At 66.3% G+C, this 19765-nt stretch carries 19 protein-coding genes, 1 tRNA gene and 1 riboswitch; of the genes, 13 read left to right on the top strand and 7 right to left on the bottom strand.

Annotation, left to right across the window (positions count from 1 at the left end):
• Positions 1-4: 4 nt before the first annotated feature.
• The 7 genes from kdpC to AO716_RS04845 all read left to right on the top strand — a co-directional run bounded on the left by kdpC (position 5) and on the right by AO716_RS04845 (position 7539).
• A complete protein-coding gene (gene kdpC / locus AO716_RS17190) occupies positions 5-601 on the top strand; it encodes a potassium-transporting ATPase subunit KdpC (RefSeq protein WP_055239844.1) in 597 nt (198 codons plus the stop codon).
• 3 nt (positions 602-604) lie between these two features.
• A complete protein-coding gene (locus AO716_RS04870) occupies positions 605-3109 on the top strand; it encodes an ATP-binding protein (protein WP_055239843.1) in 2505 nt (834 codons plus the stop codon).
• Positions 3106-3780 (top strand): response regulator, encoded by a 675-nt coding sequence (locus tag AO716_RS04865; RefSeq protein ID WP_055239842.1) that lies wholly within the window; start codon positions 3106-3108, stop codon positions 3778-3780. The genes AO716_RS04870 and AO716_RS04865 overlap by 4 nt, the downstream gene beginning before the upstream one ends.
• Before the next feature lie 78 nt (positions 3781-3858).
• Entirely contained in the window at positions 3859-4341 is a 483-nt protein-coding gene (locus AO716_RS04860) for a MarR family winged helix-turn-helix transcriptional regulator (protein WP_055239863.1), read from the top strand.
• Positions 4342-4385: 44 nt separating this feature from the next.
• A riboswitch (TPP riboswitch) is annotated at positions 4386-4475 on the top strand.
• Positions 4467-5276 carry a hydroxyethylthiazole kinase gene (gene thiM / locus AO716_RS04855; RefSeq protein WP_055239841.1) on the top strand — a complete coding sequence of 270 codons (810 nt, stop codon included), beginning with the start codon at positions 4467-4469 and terminating at the stop codon, positions 5274-5276. It overlaps the preceding riboswitch by 9 nt.
• A complete protein-coding gene (gene thiE / locus AO716_RS17185; protein WP_152969863.1) occupies positions 5273-5962 on the top strand; it encodes a thiamine phosphate synthase in 690 nt (229 codons plus the stop codon). The genes thiM and thiE overlap by 4 nt, the downstream gene beginning before the upstream one ends.
• Positions 5950-7539 carry a bifunctional hydroxymethylpyrimidine kinase/phosphomethylpyrimidine kinase gene (locus AO716_RS04845; protein WP_055239840.1) on the top strand — a complete coding sequence of 530 codons (1590 nt, stop codon included), beginning with the start codon at positions 5950-5952 and terminating at the stop codon, positions 7537-7539. Before thiE ends, AO716_RS04845 begins: the two co-directional genes overlap by 13 nt.
• Positions 7540-7557: 18 nt before the next feature.
• On the opposite strand, the gene AO716_RS04840 is transcribed toward AO716_RS04845, so the two are convergent.
• The 6 genes from AO716_RS04840 to AO716_RS04815 all read right to left on the bottom strand — a co-directional run bounded on the left by AO716_RS04840 (position 7558) and on the right by AO716_RS04815 (position 11557).
• Complete coding sequence (locus AO716_RS04840; RefSeq protein ID WP_235471998.1) at positions 7558-8403, bottom strand: phosphotransferase family protein; 846 nt, start codon at positions 8401-8403, stop codon at positions 7558-7560.
• Positions 8404-9174, bottom strand: coding sequence for an ABC transporter permease (locus AO716_RS04835; RefSeq protein WP_055239839.1), 771 nt, complete (start codon positions 9172-9174; stop codon positions 8404-8406). It lies immediately after the preceding gene.
• Entirely contained in the window at positions 9171-10001 is an 831-nt protein-coding gene (locus AO716_RS04830; RefSeq protein ID WP_055239838.1) for an ABC transporter ATP-binding protein, read from the bottom strand. The genes AO716_RS04835 and AO716_RS04830 overlap by 4 nt, the downstream gene beginning before the upstream one ends.
• The gene (locus AO716_RS04825) at positions 9998-10369 is read right to left on the bottom strand and encodes a DUF1048 domain-containing protein (RefSeq protein WP_055239837.1); all 372 of its coding nucleotides are present in this window, start codon (positions 10367-10369) and stop codon (positions 9998-10000) included. Before AO716_RS04825 ends, AO716_RS04830 begins: the two co-directional genes overlap by 4 nt.
• A gap of 2 nt (positions 10370-10371) precedes the next feature.
• Positions 10372-10701 (bottom strand): PadR family transcriptional regulator, encoded by a 330-nt coding sequence (locus tag AO716_RS04820; RefSeq protein ID WP_055239836.1) that lies wholly within the window; start codon positions 10699-10701, stop codon positions 10372-10374.
• A gap of 226 nt (positions 10702-10927) precedes the next feature.
• Complete coding sequence (locus AO716_RS04815; RefSeq protein WP_055239835.1) at positions 10928-11557, bottom strand: trimeric intracellular cation channel family protein; 630 nt, start codon at positions 11555-11557, stop codon at positions 10928-10930.
• Between the two features lie 173 nt (positions 11558-11730).
• On the opposite strand from AO716_RS04815, the gene AO716_RS04810 reads away from it, so the two are divergent.
• From AO716_RS04810 to AO716_RS04790, 5 genes are all read left to right on the top strand, one after another.
• Positions 11731-13845, top strand: coding sequence for a prolyl oligopeptidase family serine peptidase (locus AO716_RS04810; RefSeq protein ID WP_055239834.1), 2115 nt, complete (start codon positions 11731-11733; stop codon positions 13843-13845).
• Positions 13846-13917: 72 nt separating this feature from the next.
• Positions 13918-14005: transfer RNA gene (locus AO716_RS04805), tRNA-Ser, on the top strand.
• Positions 14006-14347: 342 nt separating this feature from the next.
• Positions 14348-15706, top strand: a complete 1359-nt coding sequence (mgtE, locus tag AO716_RS04800) for a magnesium transporter (RefSeq protein ID WP_055239833.1) — start codon at positions 14348-14350, stop codon at positions 15704-15706.
• Between the two features lie 53 nt (positions 15707-15759).
• On the top strand, positions 15760-16950 hold the full coding sequence (gene lhgO / locus AO716_RS04795) for an L-2-hydroxyglutarate oxidase (protein ID WP_235472000.1): 1191 nt from the start codon (positions 15760-15762) through the stop codon (positions 16948-16950).
• Between the two features lie 103 nt (positions 16951-17053).
• A complete protein-coding gene (locus AO716_RS04790) occupies positions 17054-18076 on the top strand; it encodes an aldo/keto reductase (RefSeq protein WP_055239831.1) in 1023 nt (340 codons plus the stop codon).
• On the opposite strand, the gene AO716_RS04785 is transcribed toward AO716_RS04790, so the two are convergent.
• Positions 18073-18735 (bottom strand): hypothetical protein, encoded by a 663-nt coding sequence (locus tag AO716_RS04785; protein WP_055239830.1) that lies wholly within the window; start codon positions 18733-18735, stop codon positions 18073-18075. The two genes, AO716_RS04790 and AO716_RS04785, sit on opposite strands and share 4 nt — an antisense overlap.
• 103 nt (positions 18736-18838) lie before the next feature.
• Between AO716_RS04785 and AO716_RS04780 the strand changes: the two genes are divergently transcribed.
• Positions 18839-19663: a crotonase/enoyl-CoA hydratase family protein gene (locus tag AO716_RS04780; RefSeq protein ID WP_152969862.1), complete on the top strand. Its 825-nt coding sequence runs from the start codon at positions 18839-18841 to the stop codon at positions 19661-19663.
• Positions 19664-19765 lie beyond the last annotated feature (102 nt).

Here is a 19765-nt window from a genome sequence, read left to right as displayed (position 1 = left end):
GAACATGACCACGCTTCGTTCCACGGCCCGGCAGCTCGCCGTAGCCGCCAAAGCCCTGGCGGTCTTCACCCTGCTCCTTGGCATCGGCTACCCGGCGCTCGCCACTGCCGCGGCCCAGGCCGCTCTCCCCCACCGCGCCAACGGCTCCCCGGTGACCGTCGACGGCGCCGCGGCCGGCTCAGCCCTGCTCGGCCAGTCCTTCACTGACGGTGCGGGCGCTGCCCTGCCGGAGTGGTTCCAGTCCCGGCCGGGAACTTACGACGGCGCTGCCTCCGGGGGCAGCAACCTGGGGCCTTCCAGCCCGGAACTGGCAGCCCAAATCGAGGAGCGCCGCCAGGCCGTTGCTGCCCTTGAATCAGTCCCCGCCGAAGACGTTCCCGCTGATGCGCTTACAGCCTCCGCCTCGGGCCTGGACCCGCACATCAGCCCGGAGTACGCCTACCTCCAGGTGCCGCGCGTGGCGGAGGCGCGGGGGCTGCCCGAACCGGACGTGCGTGCACTGGTGGACGATGCGGTAGCCGGCCGCACGGCAGGAATCCTGGGCGAGCCAACCGTAAACGTGTTGGAACTGAACATCGCGCTGCTGGAGCTGGACACTTAGGCAATGAAACGAGGAGAGCTCCGGGTCTTCCTGGGCGCGGCCCCGGGGGTCGGGAAGACCTGCACAATGCTGGAGGAAGGCCACCGCCTGCGAAGCGAAGGGCGGGACGTGGTGGTGGCGCTGGTGGAAACGCACGGCCGGGAGGCCACCGCCGCAGCCGCCCGCGGTCTGGAAGAGGTGCCGCGGGTGACGCTGGAACACCGTGGACTCGAGCTGGAGGAGCTGGACCTGGACGCCGTGCTGGCCCGGTGCCCGGACTACGCCCTGGTGGACGAGCTGGCCCATACCAACGCACCCGGGCTGGCTCATTCCAAGCGCTGGCAGGACGTGGAAGCACTTCTGGCCGCAGGTATCAATGTCCTGTCCACGGTGAACATCCAGCACATCGATTCGCTCAACGACGTGGTGGAAGGCATTACCGGGACCGTGCAGCGCGAAACGGTTCCGGATGATGTTCTCCGTGCAGCCGGCCAGATTGAACTCGTGGACATTGCCCCGGAACTGCTGCGCGCCCGGCTGTCAGAGGGAATCATCTACCCGGCTGCCCGGATTGACGCTGCGCTGTCGAACTACTTCCGCGTCGGCAACCTCACCGCCCTTCGTGAACTGGCCCTGCTCTGGCTGGCCGATGAAGTGGACAGCGCGCTGAACCGGTATCGGAATGAAAAGGGCATCCGCAGCAAATGGGAGGCCCGCGAGCGCGTGGTGGTTGCGCTCACCGGCGGCCCGGAGGGACAGACCCTGCTCCGGCGCGGCGCACGGATTGCTGCACGGTCCGCGGGCGGAGAGCTGCTGGCGGTGCACGTAACCAACCCGGACGGGCTGCGGGAAAGCCATCCCGGTGAACTGGCCGTGCAGCGGGCGCTGGTGGAGAAGCTCGGCGGCACCTTCCATCAGGTAGTTGGTTCAGACATCCCCGGATCCCTGGTTGAATTCGCCCGGTCCGCCAACGCGACTCAGCTGGTCATCGGCGTCAGCCGCCGCCCCAGGCTGAAGGCGCTGTTCGGCGGACCAGGCATCGGCGCCACCGTCATCCGGCTCTCGGGGGACATTGACGTGCACATCGTTAATCACGGCGCCGCAGCAAGCCACCGGGGGCTTCCACGCCTGGGCGGTGCCCTCAGCCCCCGACGGCGGCTGGCCGGCTTTGGCCTGGCACTGGCTGGCGGGCCGCTGCTCACCTGGCTGCTGGTTGGCATCAGCACCCCGGAATCTATTACCAGCGATGTGCTGGCCTACCAGCTGCTGGTGATCCTCGTGGCGCTGGCAGGAGGCATCTGGCCGGCACTGTTCGCTGCACTGCTTTCCGGGGTGACCCTGGACTACTTCTTCATCCAGCCGCTCCATACAGTGACGGTTGCCGAGCCGCTGCACCTGTTTGCGCTGGTGCTTTATGCCGCCAACGCGATGCTGGTCAGTTTCGTGGTGGACCGTGCGGCACGGCGTTCCCGTTCTGCCCGCCGGGCGGCATCTGAATCCGACCTCCTGGCTGCCGTCGCAGGCAACGTCCTGCGCGGTGAGGACGCGGTGGAAGCGCTGGTGGGCCGGGTGCGGGAGGCCTTCAACCTCGACGCCGCCCGGTTGCGGACCGCTGATGCCGACCTCGCCGTGTCCGGCAGCATTCCGCCCGGATTGCCGGAACACCGGCTTGAGGTGGGCGAAGCGGTCCTGGAACTCTACGGCCGCAGTCCCGAGCCGGCTGACCTTCGCCTGCTCGAGGTTACTGCCGCTCAGCTGGCAGCCGCCCTGGATCACCGGACCCTGTCCGCCAAAGCCGAAGGCATCGGACCCCTGGCTGCCGCCGACCGGGTCCGTACAGCCCTGCTGGCGGCCGTGGGGCATGACCTGCGCCGTCCGCTGACTGCGGCCACTGCGGCTGTGACCGGCCTGCGCGCTGATGACGTGGACTGGAGCGAACAGGACCGCCAGGAACTGCTCGCCACTGCGGAGGAGTCGCTGAACGGCCTCTCTGAACTGGTGACGAGCCTCCTGGACGTCAGTCGGCTGCAGGCCGGAGCGCTGGCCGTCTCGCTCGCACCGCTGGAGACAGCGGACGCCGTGCTGCCCGCGCTTGAGGAACTGCGGCTCGGGCCAGGCGAGGTTGAGCTGGACCTGGCACCAGGCCTGCCTCCCGTGCTCGGGGATGCGGTCCTGCTTCAGCGGGTGCTGGTGAACGTCCTGGCAAACGCCGTCCGCTTCTCCCCGCCGGATGCCAAGGTGCTGCTCACCGCCAGCGAGTTCGGCGGGAGAGTTGAACTACGGGTCATAGACTGCGGACCGGGAATCTCCCCGGAACGCGGCGAAGATATGTTCGTACCCTTCCAGCGGCTGGGAGACACGGATAACGAAACCGGGCTGGGGCTGGGGCTGGCCGTCGCGAAGGGATTCATGGAAGGAATGGGCGGGACTGTGGAGATCGAGAAGACACCCGGCGGAGGACTGACCATGGTGCTCAGCCTGCCCGCCGCTGTCGCCTTCGGGCGCACTGAATCAGCGGCGGCACTGTGAGGATCCTGCTCGCCGACGACGACGTCCAGATCCTTCGTGCCCTGAAGATCACCCTGGCTGTGTACGGCTACGAGGTGGCGGTGGCCCAGGACGGCGAAGCAGCAGTGCGGCGGGCCGTGGACTCGCATCCCGACCTCCTGGTCCTGGATCTTGGAATGCCTGGGCTTAGCGGCATGGAAGTGATCGAAGCTGTACGCGGCTGGAGCACCATGCCAATCCTGGTGATTTCCGGGCGCTCAGATTCTGCGGAGAAGGTACGGGCACTGGACCTGGGCGCGGATGACTACGTCACCAAACCCTTCTCCGCCGAAGAGCTTCTGGCTCGTATCCGTGCCCTCAAACGCAGGACGGGTCCGGCTCAGGAGAGCCCCGCTGTCAGTTTCGGAAACGTCCGCGTAGATCTGGCAGCCCGCCGTGTCTCGCGGATCGGCGACGGCGGCGTGGTCCGGCTTACGCCAACCGAATGGCATCTGCTCGCTGCCCTGCTGCGGCAGCCCGGCCGCCTCGTCACGCAGGCGCAGCTGCTCACCGAGATCTGGGGACCGAAGACAACCGACGCCGGGTATCTCCGTCTATACATGGCACAGCTGCGCCGCAAGCTTGAGCCGGACCCTGCGCATCCCGTTCATTTCCTGACTGAGCACGGCATGGGCTACCGGTTCCAGCACTGAAGCGGGTTAGGTGCACACGCAGAACATATGCTCCCGAGAATATCTATGCCGCCACATGACGGGGTTACCATCAAACCCATGACTATAGGCAGTACGACGATTACCCCCGGCGCCCTGGGCTGGGATCTCTCCATACTGGCCGGCTGTTACCAGTCCCGTGTAGAAGCAGCCCTGGAAGGTGCGGCAGGTGGACTGCGCGGCTTCCAGGTACTCTCTACAGTCGTGCGCCTCGATCCCCCGAACCAGCAGGCCCTGGGCGCCCATCTTGGCATCGACCGTACTGTGCTGACCTACTTGATCGACGCACTCGCGGAAGCCGGGGACGTAGAACGCATCCCCGATCCTGCGGACCGCCGGGCCCGCAAAGTGGTCGCTACCAAGGCCGGCCGCGCACGCCTGGCGTCCTGCGAGGAACGGGTTGCCGCTGCCGAGGCGGACTTCCTCGCCGGGCTTGAGCCCTCCGAATCGGAGCTGCTCCGCGTCCTTCTGCACCGGCTGGCCAGCCAGGCCCACCAGCCGGCGTCGGGCCTAAATCCCTGCGCGGCCATGGACGACGCCTAGTCCGTCCCGGCTGGCCATTTGCCCGCTGACTTCGTAGAGTCAGCTGTAGTGACACGGGGTGCCGCAAGGCTGAGATGAGACCCGTCGAACCTGATCTAGTTAGAACTAGCGAAGGGATGTCGCCGATGACTATTGGCCTGACACCATTTTCTGTATCCACCCACCTTTCCCGCGTCCGCAGCGAGCCGCCGCTGGTGCAGTGCCTGACCAACACAGTGGTCACCAACTTCACCGCCAACGTGCTGCTGGCCCTGGGGGCAGCCCCGGCCATGACGGACATTCCGGGTGAAGCCGGACCTTTTGCCCGCATCGCGTCCGGGGTGCTGATCAATCTGGGCACCCCGCATGCCGAGCAGCGCATGGCCATGCTGGAGGCCGCCACAGCTGCAAACGATGCCGGCACGCCGTGGGTCCTGGACCCCGTGGCTGTCGGCAGCCTCCCGGTCCGCACGGCGCTGGCCGCAGAGCTGCTGGCGATGCGTCCCACGGTGGTCCGGGCCAACGCTTCCGAGGTCATGGCCCTGGCCGGACTGGGCGCGGGCGGACGGGGCGTGGACGCCACCGACAATCCGGAGGATGCCCTTCCGGCAGCTGAACTCCTGGCGGCGAAACACGGCTGCGTCGTGGCGGTCTCCGGGCCCACTGACGTCATCACGGACGGTGAATCAACCCTGCGGATCAGCAATGGCAGCGCGCTGCTGACCAAGGTGACCGGCGGGGGCTGCGCCCTCGGCGCCGTGACGGCCGCGTTCCTCGCCGCCGCGGACGAAGGCGGCGACCTCACTGCCACGGCGGCAGCCACCGCCGCCTACACGATCGCCGCGCAGCAGGCTGCAGCCGTGTCGGCAGGACCGGGGTCTTTTGCCCCGGCATTCCTGGACGCCCTGGCGGCACTCTCCGCCGAAGACATCGAGAACCTGCTGGTGGCGGCATGAGCGCCGGCGTGCAGTCCGAACTGCTCCGGCGGCCCCGGGCCCTGGCCAGGAACACGGGCATCTATCTGGTCACTGATGCGGCGCAGTGCGGGGACCGGGGCGTTGCCGCTGTTGCCGCCGCCGCCGTCGCCGGAGGGGTGCGCACCGTGCAGGTCCGGGAAAAGCACGCCTCCGCCGCGGAGTTCTACGCCCAGGTGCTGGCCGTCGCCGACGCCGTCGGTGACCGCGCCCTGGTGCTCGTCGATGACCGGGTGGACATTTACCTCGCCGCCCGGGCAGCCGGCGCCCGGGTGCACGGAGTCCACGTTGGCCAAAGCGACCTGCCCGTCGACTCCGTCCGCTCGCTGGTGGGCCCCGGCGCCGTCGTAGGCCTCACCGCCAACAGTCCCGCCCACCTCGACGCCGTGCGGGACCTGGCACCGGGAACGGTGGACTATCTCGGTGCCGGAGTCATCCATCCCACCAGCACCAAGCCGGATCATCCTGCCCCGCTGGGCGTGGACGGGTTCCGGTCCTTTGCTTCTGCGGCTCCGGTCCCGTGCGTGGCAATCGGCGGGATCGGGCTGTCCGACATTCGGGGCCTGCAGGCCGCCGGAGCGTCCGGCGCCGCCGTCGTTTCCGCTATTTGCACCGCTGCCGATCCGCGCCGCAGCGCCGAGGAACTGGTGGCGGCATGGGAGAGCTGAGCGTCCGGGACGTCCCTCGGATCCTGAGCATCGCCGGAACGGATCCCACGGGTGGGGCCGGAATCCAGGCCGATCTGAAGTCGATCGCTGCTAACGGCGGATACGGCATGGCTGTGGTCACGGCACTGGTTGCGCAGAACACTCACGGGGTCCGTGCCGTGCACACCCCGCCGGTCGGCTTCCTCCGCGAACAGCTGGAAGCGGCGAGCGACGACGTGATTATCGATGCGGTGAAAATCGGCATGCTCGGCGGCGCCGAGGTCGCCCGGACGGTGGGTTCCTGGCTGGCGGACGTCCGGCCCCCGGCAGTAGTGCTGGATCCGGTGATGGTGGCCAGCAGCGGTGACCGCCTGCTCAGCCCCGATGCCGAAGATGCCCTTCGCGCGCTGTTGCATCACGTGGACCTGGTGACGCCCAACCTGCCGGAGCTGGCTGCCCTGCTGAAAGTAGAACCGGCTCAGGACTGGGAGAAGGCGTTGGAGCAGGGACGCCGCCTCGCCGGCACCTATGACACGGCCGTGCTGGTCAAGGGCGGGCACCTGGCTGGAACCACGGCACCGGATGCGCTGGTAATGCCCGACGGCGAGCGCGGATTCACGATTTCAGAGTTCAGTTCCGTGCGGGTAGACACCAAGAACACCCACGGCACCGGCTGCTCGCTCTCTGCCGCGCTGGCTACCCTGTTCGCCCGGACCGGGAACTGGGCACACGCGCTGGAGGGCGCGAAAGCCTGGCTGCAGGAAGCCCTCGAAACCGCGGATTTGCTGGAGGTGGGAACCGGGCACGGTCCGGTGAACCACTTTGCCGGACTCTGGCAGCGGGGACTCGCACCGCTGCCTGCGCCGACAGGATCCGATGTTCCACCGGCCGGCAAGCTCACCGCTGCGCTCTGGTCCCGGACCGCCGCCCTGCGGGAGCGCATTGACGGCCTGGCCTTTGTGCGCGGACTGGGCGACGGGACGCTGGATCAGACAGTCTTCGGGCGGTACCTGGCTCAGGATGCGATCTATCTCAGGGGATATGCCCGCGCACTGGCCCGCGCCAGCGAACTGGCACCCACGCTCCAAGAGCAGCTGTTCTGGGCAGAAAGCGCCAGCGGCGCCCTGGAAGCTGAACTGGACCTGCACCGCAGCTGGCTCACTGCCAATGCTGAGCGCCGCGGCAACTCACCGGACAGCGGCGGTTCCGGCAGCGGTTCCGGTGTCCGGCAGGTTCCGGCGGATCCCGCCGGAGGCCTGGTTCCGGGACCGGTGACCCGGGGTTACCTGGACCATCTGCTGGGACCGGACCGACTGCCGGACGGTGAACTGGAGTACGCGCGGCTGGTAGGCGCCGTGCTGCCCTGCTTCTGGATCTACGCGGATGTGGGAGCCCGGCTGCAGTCGCCGAACCACGCGCAGCATCCGTACCGGGAATGGCTTCAGACGTATGCGGATCCCGGGTTTGCGGCAGCTACCGTCCGCGCCATCGGAATCCTCGAAGGCGTGCTGGCGGTGGGCGGCACTGCGCGGGACGCTGCACAGGAGGCGTTTGTTGCCTCGGTCCGCTGGGAGCACGATTTCTTTGCTGCCGGCTAGCTGCACTGAAACAGGACGTTAGTTACCGCCCGACGGTTTCAGAGCGGAGATGTCGGCGATCCAACGGTCCAGGCGCTGCCTCAGGACCCCGGGGGTAATGTCCAGCCTGCCAATGCCGTGGTAATTCGGTGCCCAGGTTTCCACGACCGGGTGCGCCTGCGCCGCGGCCAGGACGTCCCAGGCGGCGATGTCGGAGACTTCCAGCCCGCTCAGTCTGCGGTACTCGCCGAGGAACGTCTGTGCTGCCTCGGTGGAACCCAGAAGGATGAGGTCCTGCCTGCACCACGCAATATCGAGGCCCCTGGGCGCATGCCTGGCACCGGACCAGTCAACGACGCCGGTCAGGACATCCCCCTGCCAGACGGCGTTACCGCACCAGAAGTCATGGTGCGTTAAAACGCGTTCACTGAGATCCAGCGTTTTTAGCTCGTTCCGGGCCTGCACTGCGATGGCTGATTCCCCAGCCGCCGGGGCAGGGTGGTCTTCACGCAGCCCCTGACCATCCAGTGAGTGGATCCTCGCCAAAGCGGACGCCATCTGCTTGGCAACAGCATCAAGCGGGAGGTCCGGGGCTGGGGTGGAACCCGGCAAGGCCGTTGTCACAATAACGGGATAGCCTTCTTCATGCCCGTGCACAACAAGACGGGGAACCAGCTCCCACAGCGGGGCAATCCGGTCCAGGACGGGCAGCTCATGGCCCACCGCAGGATCTGCTCGCGGGAAGCCGCGGACAACCAGCTCTGTAAGACCGTCGGAAACCAAAACCGTCACGGCATGCTGGCCCGCGCCGAGCTCCCTAAGCAGCGAGAGTTCGCGTCCAAGCAGGCGCGACGCTACGCCAACCAGCCATACGGGATTCAGCACCTAGCTGACCCTTCGCTTGTACGTGGAGATAGCAAGGGCGTAGGCAACCACCATGATGCCGAGACACCAGGCGAGGGCGAGCCAGAGATCGGCCCCTACGGACTGCTGGGTGAACAGGGCCCGGATCGAGTTGACGATCGAGGTCACCGGCTGGTTCTCCGCGAACCAGCGCACCGGCCCGGGCATGGTGTCGGTGGGAACGAAGGCCGAGCTGATAAACGGCAGGAAGATCAGGGGATAGGAAAACGCACTTGCGCCCTCCACCGTTTTGGCTGACAGTCCGGCCACTACGGCAACCCAGGTCAGGGCCAGGGTGAAGAGCAGCAGCATGCCGGCCACGGCCAGCCATGCCCCCGGTCCCGCGCCGGTGCGGAAGCCAAGCAGCAGTGCCACACCCACCACGAGGGCCAGGGACATGAGGTTCGCTGCCAGGGACGTCAGGACATGCGCCCACAGACTGCTCGACCGGGCAATGGGCATGGACTGGAAGCGTTCGAAAACCCCGCTCTGCAGGTCCGTGAAGAGCCGGAAAGCCGTGTAGGCAATCCCCGAGGCAACCGTGATCAGCAGGATGCCCGGCAGCATGTAGTCGATGTATTCATAGGGACCGGTGTTGATCGCCCCACCGAGCACGTACACAAACATCACCATGATCGCCACGGGCATGACAGCCGTGGTGATGATGGTGTCCGGACTGCGCAGGATGTGCCGCAGCGACCGCCTGGTCAGAACAGCGGTGTTGCCATAGAAGTGCGTTGTGGTTGTGTTCATGGCTTTTCCCCCTGCTGCTGATGCTCGGGCGGGGTTCCGGTGTCCCGGGAAGGGGTGCCCGCCCCGCTCCCTATGATGGCGAGGAACACTTCCTCAAGGGTTGGCTGCTTTTCGACGTACTCGGCCGTTGCCGGCGGCATAAGCTGTTTCAGCTCGGCGAGGGTCCCGTTGGCGATGATCTTTCCCTGGTGCAGGATGGCAATACGGTCTGCCAGCTGCTCGGCTTCGTCCAAATACTGGGTAGTGAGCAGGACGCTGGTTCCCTGTCCGGCGAGCTGCCTGATCATCGCCCACACCTCCAGCCGTCCCTGCGGGTCCAGGCCGGTGGTGGGTTCGTCGAGGACAATGACCGGCGGATTGCCGATCAGGCTCATCGCGATGTCCAGGCGCCTGCGCATTCCGCCGGAATAGGTCCCGGCCCTGCGCCCGCCTGACTCGCTCAGCCCGAATTGCTCCAGCAGTGCATCGGCGGTCCGTCCCGGCTCCTTTACCCGCCGCAGCTGGGCTACGAGCACCAAATTTTCCCGTCCGCTCAGAACCTCATCCACCGCTGCGAACTGCCCTGTGAGGCTGATCGCCTGGCGTACCTCGGCTGCCTCGGCGGCAACGTCAAAGCCGTCAACCAGAGCCGTTCCGGCGTCAGCCTTCAGCAAGGTGGAAAGGATCCGGACCACGGTCGTTTTGCCAGCCCCGTTGGAACCAAGCAGGGCGAAGATGCTCCCCGGCGCGACGTCGAAATCCACACCGCGCAGCACGTCCAGCTCCCGAAAGGACTTTTTGAGACCGGTTACCCGGACCGCGGGGCGCCCGTCCAGCCGGGCAGTCACGACCCCTCCCCGCCGTCGTCGTCTTCCTCCGCCGCGTCGATGGCCTTGATGAGCCGCTGGCGTTCCCTACTGATCCACTGGCCGTCGGAGTAGTTCCGCAGGAAGGTTTCGGCGAACTCCACCGGATCATCTCCCACCACGGACCGGATGGACGTTCCATCCACCGAAGCACGTTCGAAGAGGTCGGCCAGGTCTTCGAGCATTGTCATCATGGTGCTGCCGTCACTGAGGGCGCCGAAGTAGATCAGGTAGCGTTCAAGGGCTTCAGCCGAGGCCCGGTAAGGCCCAGGAAGTCCCTTGACCCTTGCTTTGTACTGTCTCCACCGGCGCTTGTCTCCGAAGTCGCCGACTATCTTCTCAATCAACATGGTCACCGCTCTCCTTGGTGGAGCTGTTCCAGACGTTCCGCGAGGAAGCTCCATGTCCTCCAGAACTCGTTGAGATAGTCCCGTCCCGCTGTATTGATGGCGTAGACCTTCCGGGGCGGACCCTTTTCGGACGGCACCTTCTCCACATCGACGAGTCCTCGCTGCTCGATCCGGATGAGGAGGGCATAAATGGTCCCCTCGGCGATGTCGTTAAACCCCTGGTCCCGCAGCCATCCGGTGATTTCGTATCCGTGGGCAGGCCGGCGGCTAAGAAGCGCCAGGACGATTCCTTCCAGGACACCCTTGAGCATCTCTGTTGCCTGCTTGCCCAACGGACCTCCAGCTACCTAGTAATACTGACTACCAGTAGATAGTAACACTGAGTAGCCAGGGGTCAACAGGATTTCCGGGCTTCTTTCCGGCGGCCGCCCTCTGGCTGCCTGCCGGCAGGCAGGGTTTCCTTTCGCCCCGGGAGGGAAGGGCCCGTGGGCTCGTTAGCACGCTCCCCCACAAGCTGGCCGCCGTCGTCGTGGACTTCTCACCAGAGCAGAACCGAGGCTAGGACTCGTCAGCAACGGCAGCGGTGCGGCCTGCCAGCGGTATCCGCCAGCCGTATCGCAGCGAAAGGATCCGCAGGGTGAAGACCAGCCCCGCCACCGACATGCCCACAACCGCGTTATAGACGCCCAAGGCTGAGAAGAAGGACACCAGGCCAGCCCCAAGAAGGGCAGGGATGGCGTAGACGCCGTTGGGGTTGAACACCTGCGGTACTTCGTTGGCAACCACGTCGCGCAGCAGGCCTCCGCCCACCGCCGTCGTGACCCCCAGGAGGGCGGCAGACACGGGGGGCAGTCCGGCGGCGAGTGCAGTCTGTGTTCCGGTAACGCAGAAGAGAGCCAGGCCGGCGGCGTCGAAGACCAGCAGCGTGCGCCGGTAACGCTGGACTCCCAGCGCGTGGACAAAAACAAGCAGGGCGGCCAGCACAGGCGGGGCCAGGTACACCGGATTCGTGAAGGCCTGGGGGACGCCCTGTCCAATGATCAGGTCCCGCACCACTCCGCCGCCGAGTCCGACCAGGGATCCGAGCATCAGCGAGCCAACAATGTCGAAGTTTCGCCGGGCCGCCAGCAGGGATCCGGAGACCGCGAAGAAGAAGACCCCGGCCAGGTCAAGAATCAGCAGCGTCATGCCCGGACCTCGGAGCTGCGGCGCCGGCGGCTAACAAGAGACATGTGGGTCCTTTCTCGCACCGGGAACGGCATGGAGTCCATCATGCCCGCCGGAACGCCTGCAGGCGCGCAGGCCATTCAACCGTGGCACCCGCGGAGCCCTGTGTCACCATCCGCCCCTAGGATGGGCACATGAGTACCGCGAGCGCAGAAACCCCGCAGGACAGCGAAGACGAGTTCCTCTGGCTGGAGGACATCTACGGAGACAGGCAGCTGGACTGGGTCCGGGCCAGGAACTCCGAGACGGAAGCCCTGCTCTCCGCCACCGGATTCGCCCGGACCGAAGAGCGCCTGCTGGAAGTCCTTGACTCCACCGACCGGATTCCCATGGTCGTGAAACGCGGGGACTGGTACTACAACTTCTGGCGGGACGCCGAACACCCCAGGGGCATCTGGCGCCGTACCTCATGGGAGGGCTACACGGCTCCGGAAACTCAGTGGGAGACCCTTCTGGACCTCGATGCGCTGAGCGCTGAAGATGATACCGAGTGGGTCTGGGGCGGCGCACGCTTCCTTCGTCCGGAAGACGGTGTCTCCTACCGCCGCGCCCTCGTGATTCTCTCGCCCGACGGCGGGGATGCCTCCCGCTACCGGGAGTACGACGTCGTCGACCGCACCTTCGTGCCGGGCGGCTTCGACCTGCCCGTGGCGAAAACACAGGTTTCCTGGGCCGGCCCGGACACCCTCTATGTGGCCACGGATTACGGTCCCGGCAGCATGACTGCCTCCTCCTATCCGCGCACTGTCCGCGTCCTGCACCGCGGACAGGGACCCGTGGACGCCCAGCTGTACTTCGAGGTCCCCGAGGACCACATGATGGGCTATGTCCACCATGACCAGACGCCGGGGTTCGAGCGGGACCTGGCCGTGGACATCATCGACTTCTATGACAGCATCACCTACCTCCGGAAGGACGGGGACTGGGCCCGGATCGATGTGCCGCTGGACGTGAACGTGGACCTGCACCGGCAGTGGCTGGTGATGCGCCCGCGCACCGACTGGCTGGTTGGCGAAACCCTGCACAAGGCAGGCTCCCTGCTCGCAGCGGACCTGGAGGACTTCCTGGCCGGCAGCCGGAACCTTCGTACGCTCTTCACCCCCGAGCCCACCGTGTCCCTGCAATCGTGGAGCTGGACCCGGGACTATCTGCTGCTGAACCTGCTGCGTGACGTCTCCTCCGAAATCCAGGTCCTGGACCCGGCTGCTGACTGGCAGGCCTCGGAACTCGACGCCTGCCCTCCCCTGCACTCCGTGGACGCCTACGCGGTGGACGACGAGGACGAGCAGGCCGGCAACGACTACTGGCTGGTCAGCACCGGATTCACCACACCGTCCACACTCTCGCGCGGAACCCTCGGCCAGCCGGGGTCGCCGGCCTCCCCGGTCAAGGCATCGCCGTCGTTCTTCGATGCCTCCGGCTGCACGGTTGAGCAGCACTTCGCTGTGTCGGAGGACGGCACCCGGGTGCCGTACTTCCAGGTGGGACACAAGGACATGGTGCTCGACGGCGGCAACCCCACAGTCCTCTCGGGTTACGGCGGGTTCGAACAGGCCCTCACCCCCGCCTACTCAGGCGTTGTTGGACGCGGCTGGCTTGAGCGCAGCTACACCGACGGCTCCGGAACCCTGCGCCGCGGTGTCTACGTGCTGGCCAACATCCGCGGCGGCGGAGAATACGGGCCGGACTGGCACCGCGCAGCACTGCAGCAGAACCGGCACCGGGCCTATGAGGACTTCGCGGCAGTTGCCCGGGACCTCACGGCACGGGGCGTCACCTCCCGCGAACACCTTGGCTGCACCGGCCGCAGCAACGGCGGCCTGCTGGTGGGCAACATGCTTACCCTCTATCCGGAGCTCTTCGGCGCCGTGTCCTGCGGTGTTCCGCTCCTGGACATGCGCCGGTACACCAAGCTCTCCGCGGGCGCGTCCTGGATTGCCGAATACGGAGACCCTGATGATCCGGAACAGTGGGAGTTCATCAAGACCTTCTCCCCGTACCATCTGCTGCGTGAAGGCGTGCAGTACCCGCCGGCGCTAATCTGGACCGCTACGAGCGATGACCGGGTGGGCCCGGTCCAGGCCCGCAAAATGGCGGCCCGGATGAAGGCACTGGGCGTGGACCGGGTCTGGTTCCACGAGGCACTCGAGGGCGGCCACGCGGGCGCTGCGGACAACCGCCAGTCCGCCCGCATGCACGCTATGTCCTACGAGTTCCTCTGGGAAGCGCTGACCGGCAGGTTGTCCTGAACCTGTTTTGCTGAAAGCACCCCGTTATGGGTAGTCTTGACAGGCTGGCAGCGTGAGTTTGCCAGGGCAATTGGAGACGTGCCAGAGCGGCCGAATGGGCTTCACTGCTAATGAAGTGTGGGCCTAAAGCCCACCGGGGGTTCAAATCCCCCCGTCTCCGCGTTGTGATGTTGAGACATCAAGGACACCCCGGTCTTCGGACCGGGGTGTTTCCATATCCGAGCTTTTCCTGAACCGCAGGAGGTGAACCGCACGCATGGACGACGGAAATAGTCGATCTCCGCAGCGCGCGGACCTCGCCAGCGTTTCAGGGAAGCTCTCCTGAACATCCGCCCCTAAGGGCCACGCCGGTTCCTCCCTGTTCGAAGGGAAACCAACCCCTGCTTCCCTAACCGGCCCGGGTCCGCGCGGCTGCGGCATTTGCCAAAGCCCCACCACACCCGATCACTGCTCCGCGGTTCTTCCGCGCCGTTGCAGTGCGCCCACCGTAGGGAAGCGGATCATGATCAAGTCCCCCAATCTTTCATTCGACGCAACCGCCGAACTGCTGGCCCATGCCCTCAGCAGCGGCAGCCTGACCGGGATTGCCCGGGTTCTCCAGCCACTGGACGTCTCCGAAACCCTGGAACAGCTCGAACGCCTCAATACCATTGACCGCGCGGTGGCGTACCGGACACTCTCGAAGGGGCGGGCCATGGAAGTTTTCGAGCGTTTCGACGCACCGGTCCAGGCAGACCTCCTGGCCGGACTGAAGGATGCCCAGGTGGCGGAGGTCTTCACCGCGCTCAGCCCGGATGACCGGGTGGCGCTGCTGGATGAATTGCCGGCGGGAGTGGCCAACCGCCTGATTCTGGGGCTCAACGAGAAGGACCGGGCGCTCACCACCGCAGTCCTGGGGTACCCGCGCGGCGCAGTGGGCCGCTACATGAGCCCACAGTTCGTCACCACCAGCCCGGACAGGACGGCCGCCGAGTCCCTGGCCCGGGTCCGGTCACAGCTCGACGACGCGGAAAGCGTCTACACCATCCCCGTGACCGACGGCAGACGGCACCTGCTGGGCGTAGTTTCCCTCCGGGACCTGCTCCGCGCCGCGGACTCCGACCCGGTAGCGGACCTGATGAAGGCCCCGCTGTCAGTCCCCGCCACCCTGAACGCCGAAGAGGCTGCGCGGTACTGCGCTGATGCCAAGGTGCTGGTGCTGCCCGTGGTTGATTCCGAAAACCGGCTGGTCGGAATCCTCACGGTGGATGACGCCCTCCGGATCCTGGAATCGGCCGAAAGCGAGGACTCCGCACGTTCGGGCGGGACTGAGCCCCTGCGGCGGCCTTACCTGGCGACTCCAGTCCGGGCCATTGTGCGCGCCCGTGTCGTGTGGTTGCTGGTCCTGGCCCTCGGAGCCACCCTCACCGTCCAGGTAATGGATACCTTTGAAGCCACCCTGGCCGAGCAGGTGGCGTTGTCACTGTTCATTCCGCTGCTGATCGGCACCGGAGGCAATACCGGAAACCAGGCCGCCACCACCATCACCAGGGCACTCGCCCTGGGAGACGTGCGGCCGCGGGACGTTGCCAAGGTCGTTGCGCGCGAGGTCCGAGTGGGTGCGGTGCTTGGCTTACTGCTCGGCGGGCTGGGGTTCGCCATAACGTCCGTTATCTTCACCGTGCCGCTGGGCACCGTGGTGGGCCTGACCCTGCTGGGCGTGTGCACCATGGCCGCCGCTGCCGGAGGGCTCATGCCGCTTCTGGGTAAGGCCCTGAAAGTCGATCCGGCCGTGTTCTCCAACCCGTTCATTTCCACTTTCGTCGACGCCACGGGGCTGATCATCTACTTCCTCATCGCGTCCGCAGTGCTGGGCATTTAGCCCACCCTCTACACTCTCCACAGGACAGGCAGCGGGGAGGCAGTCATTTGAACGTGAACCGGTTCGCCGTTATTGGCGGAGGCATCGTGGGAATCGCCGTGGCCCGGGCACTGGCCCTGCGCGGTCTGGGAGAAGTCACTGTCTTCGAGAAGGAAGCCCGGCTGGCCGCCCATCAGACCGGCCACAATTCCGGAGTTGTCCACGCCGGTCTGTACTACAGGCCCGGTTCGCTGAAGGCACAGCTCTGCGCCGAGGGCAGGCAGCGCATCCGAGACTACTGCCTGGAGAAATCCCTGCCCTACCGTGAGGTGGGCAAGCTCGTGGTGGCCGTGGATGAGGCGGACCTGCCGGCCCTGGTGGACATCGAGTCGCGTTCCCTCGCCAGCGGCGTTCCCGGGCTCGCCAGGATTGATGACCCGGCGAAGCTGCGCGAAATCGAGCCCCATGTGGCAGGCGTTGCTGCCGTTCATTCCCCGCACACCGCCGTCGTGGATTACGCAGCGATTACCGAAGCCATGGCCCAGGACGTGCGTGCCTCCGGCGGCACCATCCTGCTGGGACAGGAAGTGACCGGACTCCGCATGGAAGGCGCCCGGGTCCGCGTTCAAACAGCGGTCTCCGAGCAGGTCTTCGACCATGTGATCGCCTGTGCAGGCCTGCAGTCCGACGTCGTGGCAAGGCTGGCCGGCGCCGATCCTTCACCCAAAATCCTGCCGTTCCGCGGCGAATACTGGGAGCTCAGCCCCAAAAGGAACCACCTTGTCAACGGCATGATCTATCCGGTCCCTGATCCGGCCTTTCCCTTTCTGGGCGTGCATTTCACCCGCGGGGTCTATGACGACGTGCATGTGGGCCCCAACGCAGTTCCTGCCCTGGCCCGCGAGGGCTACAGCTGGGGCAAAGTCTCCGTCCGCGACACCCTCGAGTCGCTGCGCTGGCCCGGCGCGCTTCCACTGGCGAAGCGCTACTGGAAGATGGGCCTCGACTCCGTGGGTGAATCACTGCTGAAACCCGTCTACTTCTCCCGCGCCCGCCGGTTCATTCCGGAGCTGAAACCCTCCGACCTCACTGCCAAGACTGCCGCCGGGGTCCGCGCCCAGGCGTGGGGACGGGACGGATCACTTCTGGATGACTTCGCCGTAGACCAGAACGGGCCGGTCACGCTGCTGCGCAACGCCCCCTCACCTGCGGCGACGTCGTCCCTCGCAATCGCTGACTATCTGATCGACAACTATCTGACTTAGGCAGCCCGCTCTTCCGCTGCCCGGCCATCGCCCTGTTCCAGCCCGCAGGAAGAGGCATAGGCTGGGGCGCAGCACACTGCACGCCGGACGGAAGGAAATACCCATGGAGATGCGCCTGCTGGGCAACAGCGGAACAGCCGTGAGCAACTATGCGCTGGGCACCATGACGTTCGGCAATGAGACCGATGAAAAGACCTCCCATCGGATGCTGGACGACTATCTGGCCGCCGGCGGCAACTTCATCGACACCGCGGACATCTACAACGAAGGTGCCTCGGAAGAAATCGTCGGCAAATGGCTGCATTCAAACCAGACCGCCCGCAACACCGTGGTGCTGGCCACCAAGGCCCGCTTCCCCACCGGGCAGGACACCAACGACGCCGGGAACTCCCGCCGTCATCTGCGCCGCGCACTGGAAGCCTCGCTGCGCCGGCTCGGCGTTGACCACATCGACCTGTACCAGCTGCACTCCTGGGACCCCCTGACCCCGCTGGAAGAGAGCCTCGGCTTCCTCCAGGACGCCGTCAGCTCCGGACTGATCAGCTACTACGGCTTCTCCAACTTCACCGGCTGGCAGCTGACCAAGGCGGTCTGGATGGCCAAGCTGCACAACTGGCCGGCACCAGTGACGCTTCAGCCTCAGTACAACCTGCTGGAGCGCGAAATCGAATCCGAAATCGTGCCGGCAGCACTCGACGCCGGACTCGGGCTGCTTCCCTGGTCGCCTTTGGCCGGGGGCTGGCTGACGGGCAAATACCACCGCGAAACCGTCCCCTCCGGCAACACCCGCGTTGGTGAGAATCCGGCACGGCAGTTCCAGGGGTGGGACCTGCGCAGTTCCAACCCGCAGACCTGGGAGGTCCTGGACGCCGTACAGCAGATCGCAGCGTCCCACGGTGCTTCTCCAGCCGAGGTCTCCCTCGCGTGGCTTGCCGGGCGTCCCGGTGTGACCTCAGTAATCCTGGGTGCCCGGACTCCGGACCAGCTGGAGGGCAACCTGCAGGCAGCGCAGCTGGAACTAACCCCGGCGGAGATCCAGCGGCTGAATCATGCCAGCGCTCCGGCCGTGGGCAACTACCCCTATGGCTTGGACGGCCGGAACCAGCGGGCGCGAAAGCTCGGCTAGAAGTCCTCGGGACGCAGGTTCTGCGCCCATTTGCTGATTTCGGCGTCGTCGGGGGCTGCGGGCTCTTTGTCCTTCGCAGTTCCGCGCGGCTTATCCTTGCCGGACCCGGCGCCTTCTGCACCCGGACTTCCCGCTGCGCTGCGTGCTGTGTCCTTGGCGGGAGTGTCGCGCTCTGCGGAATCGCGGACCTCCGGCGCGGTCTCAGGCTTCAGGGCTTCAGTCTCTGCAGCCTCCGGTTCCAGAGGAGCGGCGCCCTCGGAGGGAGCGGGGTCGACGCCGCTCGGCTGCTGCGGCTGACGGGATTCCGGGCGCGTGAACGGGATGGGATGGGATGCCATTGAAGCCACCGCAGCGCTGGCGGCGCGCAGCCCGCACCCGGTGCTCTGCGCATAGAGCTGAATGGCGCGGATCGGCTGCCCCTGGGCGATGGCCGCGTACACCTGCTGATGACCCTTCTCATCGAGCCGGGCCACGGCTTCACGTGCCGCTTCCAGGGATGTTCCGGCCGGTGCGCGGCCGGTTCCCTTGGGGTTCCCGGTGCCCGCCGCCTTGGCCTTGGCTGCCTCGGGACGGGCTGCCCGTTTCTTCTGGGCGCGGCCCACCAGGAAGTTCACGAGCACGATTGCAGCGACGAACAGGGCAATGACCACAAACTCCATACCTTGATCCTAGCTTTTTCACGGCCCTGCTTCTTCGGGCCCCGGTATATTGGCCCGCAGGCCCTGCGCCGGCATGGCCCGGCCCCTTCATCAAAGGACATCCATGAACTCTGACTCCGCGCTCCGCTCACTGCAGGTCAGCCTCCACGGACCGGTGGCTGAGGTAAAGCTTCGAGGCCCGTCGAAGGGCAACGCGATGGGCCCTGACTTCTGGGCTGAGCTTCCGGAAGTTTTCGCAGAGCTGGACGCCGACGAAGGCGTCAGTGCAGTCCTGCTCTACGGTTCGGGAGGCAATTTCAGCTACGGCCTGGATCTTCCGGGCATGGAACCGGTGTTCCGGCCCCTGCTGGAGTCCCAAGGAACGGATGCCCGCCTGCGTGCGGGGTTCCGGCGGCAGATCAAGGCCCTGCAGGACGCCGTGAGTTCAGTGGCCCGCTGCAGCAAACCAGTGGTGGCTGCTGTGGAGGGGTGGTGCATCGGCGGCGGTGTGGATGTCATTACCGCTGCGGACGTACGCGTCGCAGCTCCGGGTGCGCGGTTCAGCATCCGGGAGGTCCGTGTGGGCATCGTTGCGGACCTCGGATCCCTGCAGCGGCTTCCGGGGATCATCGGCTCCGGCGCCACCCGGCACCTGGCGCTTACCGGAGAGGATTTCGACGCTGCCCGCGCATTTGAACTGGGCCTGGTCACTGAGCTGGCGGACGACGTCATTGCGCGCGGCCGTGAGCTGGCCGCCCAGATCGCGGCGAACCCGCCACTGGTGGTGCAGGGCGTCAAACAGGTTCTAAACCAGGGCAGCGAGGCGGCGGCGCAGTCCGGGCTGGATTACGTGCAGGTATGGAATACGGCGTTCCTGCCCAGTCGTGACTTCGCCGAAGCCGGTAGGGCCTTCGCCGAGCGCCGCCCCGCGGTCTTCACCGGCGACTAACCCCGGCCCCAAGCATCGAGATGGCAGAAACTGCCCGTATGAGGCCCGTAACGGGCAGTTTCTGCCATCTCGATTGCGGGGAGGGGGGACGGTTTGCCGGAA

Source organism: Arthrobacter sp. Edens01, from assembly GCF_001307035.1.
In the GTDB taxonomy this organism is placed as follows: Bacteria; Actinomycetota; Actinomycetes; order Actinomycetales; family Micrococcaceae; genus Arthrobacter_B.
Note: the sequence above shows the minus strand (reverse complement) of the source record. Positions and strands in the feature narration are given on the sequence as shown.

What these genes read in the sequence shown, in the direction of transcription:
- kdpC (WP_055239844.1), top strand. Translation starts at nt 5, where the DNA reads ATGACCACGCTTCGTTCCACGGCCCGGCAGCTCGCCGTAGCCGCCAAA.
- AO716_RS04870 (WP_055239843.1), top strand. Translation starts at nt 605, where the DNA reads ATGAAACGAGGAGAGCTCCGGGTCTTCCTGGGCGCGGCCCCGGGGGTC.
- AO716_RS04860 (WP_055239863.1), top strand. Translation starts at nt 3,859, where the DNA reads ATGACTATAGGCAGTACGACGATTACCCCCGGCGCCCTGGGCTGGGAT.
- thiM (WP_055239841.1), top strand. Translation starts at nt 4,467, where the DNA reads ATGACTATTGGCCTGACACCATTTTCTGTATCCACCCACCTTTCCCGC.
- thiE (WP_152969863.1), top strand. Translation starts at nt 5,273, where the DNA reads ATGAGCGCCGGCGTGCAGTCCGAACTGCTCCGGCGGCCCCGGGCCCTG.
- AO716_RS04845 (WP_055239840.1), top strand. Translation starts at nt 5,950, where the DNA reads ATGGGAGAGCTGAGCGTCCGGGACGTCCCTCGGATCCTGAGCATCGCC.
- AO716_RS04835 (WP_055239839.1), bottom strand. Translation starts at nt 9,174, where the DNA reads ATGAACACAACCACAACGCACTTCTATGGCAACACCGCTGTTCTGACC.
- AO716_RS04825 (WP_055239837.1), bottom strand. Translation starts at nt 10,369, where the DNA reads ATGTTGATTGAGAAGATAGTCGGCGACTTCGGAGACAAGCGCCGGTGG.
- AO716_RS04815 (WP_055239835.1), bottom strand. Translation starts at nt 11,557, where the DNA reads ATGACGCTGCTGATTCTTGACCTGGCCGGGGTCTTCTTCTTCGCGGTC.
- AO716_RS04810 (WP_055239834.1), top strand. Translation starts at nt 11,731, where the DNA reads ATGAGTACCGCGAGCGCAGAAACCCCGCAGGACAGCGAAGACGAGTTC.
- mgtE (WP_055239833.1), top strand. Translation starts at nt 14,348, where the DNA reads ATGATCAAGTCCCCCAATCTTTCATTCGACGCAACCGCCGAACTGCTG.
- AO716_RS04790 (WP_055239831.1), top strand. Translation starts at nt 17,054, where the DNA reads ATGGAGATGCGCCTGCTGGGCAACAGCGGAACAGCCGTGAGCAACTAT.
- AO716_RS04785 (WP_055239830.1), bottom strand. Translation starts at nt 18,735, where the DNA reads ATGGAGTTTGTGGTCATTGCCCTGTTCGTCGCTGCAATCGTGCTCGTG.
- AO716_RS04780 (WP_152969862.1), top strand. Translation starts at nt 18,839, where the DNA reads ATGAACTCTGACTCCGCGCTCCGCTCACTGCAGGTCAGCCTCCACGGA.